The 2,999-nt window shown below is 36.6% G+C and carries 2 protein-coding genes; both read left to right on the top strand.

The features are described from left to right. Positions 1 to 450: 450 nt before the first annotated feature. Positions 451 to 1,926, top strand: a complete 1,476-nt coding sequence (gene msr(E), locus FTV30_RS15810; RefSeq protein WP_000052512.1) for an ABC-F type ribosomal protection protein Msr(E) — start codon at positions 451 to 453, stop codon at positions 1,924 to 1,926. A gap of 55 nt (positions 1,927 to 1,981) precedes the next feature. Further along, a complete protein-coding gene (locus FTV30_RS15805) occupies positions 1,982 to 2,866 on the top strand; it encodes an Mph(E) family macrolide 2'-phosphotransferase (protein WP_000155092.1) in 885 nt (294 codons plus the stop codon). Positions 2,867 to 2,999: the final 133 nt, after the last annotated feature.

Below are 2,999 nucleotides of genomic sequence, written 5' to 3'. Positions count from 1 at the left end.
TTTCGTATAAGGTGTATTATGTTAATTTTAGAAAATCTTCACTACTATTATTTTAAAATAAGCCTTATATCCAAGCATAAAACAAGGTTGTCTAGACTTCTTTTAACAGTAAAGTTATCATAAAACTGAATTTTATTTTTTAGGTAAGTTTATGCATTCTATCCGCATTCGTTAAGACACAACTATTTGCATAGTGACACTATTTTATAATGGTGGGCTTTTGTTGTGTCTTTAAGAATATATGCGGATATATAAAGTAAAAGTATGCTTAATTTATAAGTATGCTTTTAGTGCATAGTTTCCAGTTATAACTTAATTGACTAGCTATTTGTCCACCCTGTGGATGAATAGCTTTTTTTTTGGGAGGACACTGTGATGCTAGCTTTTGTTTTCACCTAAATCCTGTTTGCTGCATAAAAAATTTCAAGAGCTAAACAGGAGTAAATAAAAATGAGTTTAATTATTAAAGCGAGAAACATACGCTTGGATTATGCTGGGCGTGATGTTTTGGATATTGATGAATTGGAAATTCACTCTTATGACCGTATTGGTCTTGTGGGTGATAACGGAGCAGGAAAGAGTAGTTTACTCAAAGTACTTAATGGCGAAATTGTTTTAGCCGAAGCGACATTACAGCGTTTTGGTGATTTTGCACATATCAGCCAACTGGGCGGAATCGAAATAGAAACGGTCGAAGACCGGGCAATGTTATCTCGCCTTGGTGTTTCCAATGTACAAAACGACACAATGAGTGGCGGAGAGGAAACTCGTGCAAAAATTGCTGCCGCATTTTCCCAACAAGTACATGGCATTCTAGCGGATGAACCAACCAGCCACCTTGATCTCAATGGAATAGATCTACTTATTGGTCAACTTAAAGCATTTGATGGAGCATTACTTGTTATCAGTCATGACCGATATTTTCTTGATATGGTTGTAGACAAGATATGGGAGTTAAAAGACGGTAAAATTACGGAATATTGGGGTGGTTACTCGGATTACTTGCGTCAAAAAGAAGAAGAGCGACAACACCAAGCCGTAGAATATGAGCTGATGATGAAGGAACGGGAGCGATTAGAATCTGCTGTGCAAGAAAAACGCCAGCAAGCTAATCGATTAGACAATAAGAAAAAAGGAGAAAAATCCAAAAACTCTACCGAAAGTGCTGGACGACTTGGGCATGCAAAAATGACTGGCACCAAGCAAAGAAAACTGTATCAGGCAGCTAAGAGTATGGAAAAGCGTTTGGCTGCATTAGAAGATATTCAAGCACCAGAGCATTTGCGTTCTATTCGTTTTCGTCAAAGTTCAGCCCTAGAACTGCACAATAAGTTCCCGATTACGGCAGATGGTCTGAGCTTAAAATTTGGTAGCCGTACTATCTTTGATGACGCTAACTTTATAATACCGCTTGGCGCTAAAGTCGCTATAACTGGATCGAATGGAACAGGGAAAACGTCCTTGTTAAAAATGATATCAGAACGTGCTGATGGATTAACCATATCTCCAAAAGCTGAAATTGGCTACTTTACACAAACAGGATATAAATTTAACACGCATAAATCTGTGCTCTCCTTTATGCAGGAAGAGTGCGAGTACACAGTTGCGGAAATTCGTGCAGTATTGGCTTCAATGGGGATCGGAGCGAATGATATTCAAAAAAACTTATCCGACTTATCGGGAGGTGAAATCATCAAACTGCTTTTATCCAAAATGCTTTTAGGAAAATATAATATTTTGCTTATGGATGAACCAGGAAACTATCTTGACCTAAAAAGTATTGCCGCATTAGAAACAATGATGAAGTCCTATGCAGGAACTATTATCTTCGTATCTCATGACAAGCAATTGGTCGATAATATTGCTGACATTATCTACGAGATCAAAGACCACAAAATCATCAAGACTTTTGAGAGAGATTGTTAATGATAGCCAATCTAATCCGAACATTAATTATTGAACTCTTTAAAGGAAATTAAAAATGACAATTCAAGATATTCAATCACTTGCTGAAGCACACGGCTTGTTGCTTACGGACAAAATGAATTTCAATGAAATGGGCATTGATTTTAAGGTCGTTTTTGCTCTTGATACAAAGGGGCAACAATGGTTGCTGCGTATTCCTCGTCGTGATGGCATGAGGGAACAAATCAAGAAAGAAAAACGCATTTTAGAATTGGTAAAAAAACATCTTTCTGTAGAGGTTCCTGATTGGAGAATTTCATCTACAGAATTAGTGGCTTATCCCATACTTAAAGATAATCCTGTTTTAAATTTGGATGCTGAAACCTATGAAATAATTTGGAATATGGACAAAGATAGCCCGAAATACATAACATCTTTGGCAAAAACCTTATTTGAAATCCATAGTATTCCTGAAAAAGAAGTTCGGGAAAATGATTTGAAAATTATGAAACCTTCAGATTTAAGACCTGAAATAGCAAACAATTTGCAGTTAGTAAAATCTGAAATTGGTATAAGTGAGCAATTGGAAACCCGCTACAGAAAATGGTTGGATAATGATGTTCTATGGGCAGATTTCACCCAATTTATACATGGCGATTTATATGCTGGGCATGTACTAGCTTCAAAGGATGGAGCTGTTTCAGGCGTTATTGATTGGTCAACAGCCCATATAGATGACCCAGCGATTGATTTTGCTGGGCATGTAACTTTGTTTGGAGAAGAAAGCCTCAAAACTCTAATCATCGAGTATGAAAAACTAGGGGGTAAAGTTTGGAATAAACTATATGAACAGACTTTAGAAAGAGCAGCGGCCTCTCCTTTGATGTATGGTTTATTTGCCTTAGAAACTCAAAATGAAAGCCTTATCGTTGGAGCAAAAGCTCAGTTGGGAGTTATATAATTTAAAAATATGATTGCTGAGAACTGCCTTGTTTTGAAACTTGGTTGGCTTTAATTAGTTTTTAGTATTCTTTATAGAAAATGCCTCGATCAAGGGGCATTTCTAACAATCATTTAACATAAAATTTCTTATG

The organism is Acinetobacter sp. YH12255 (assembly GCF_013417355.1).
Lineage (GTDB): Bacteria > Pseudomonadota > Gammaproteobacteria > Pseudomonadales > Moraxellaceae > Acinetobacter > Acinetobacter pseudolwoffii.
The sequence above is the reverse complement of the archived record's forward strand: the minus strand, read 5'-3'. Positions and strand labels throughout refer to the sequence as shown.

Coding starts and splice junctions, on each gene's coding strand:
- FTV30_RS15805 (WP_000155092.1), top strand. CDS start 1,982: ATGACAATTCAAGATATTCAATCACTTGCTGAAGCACACGGCTTGTTG.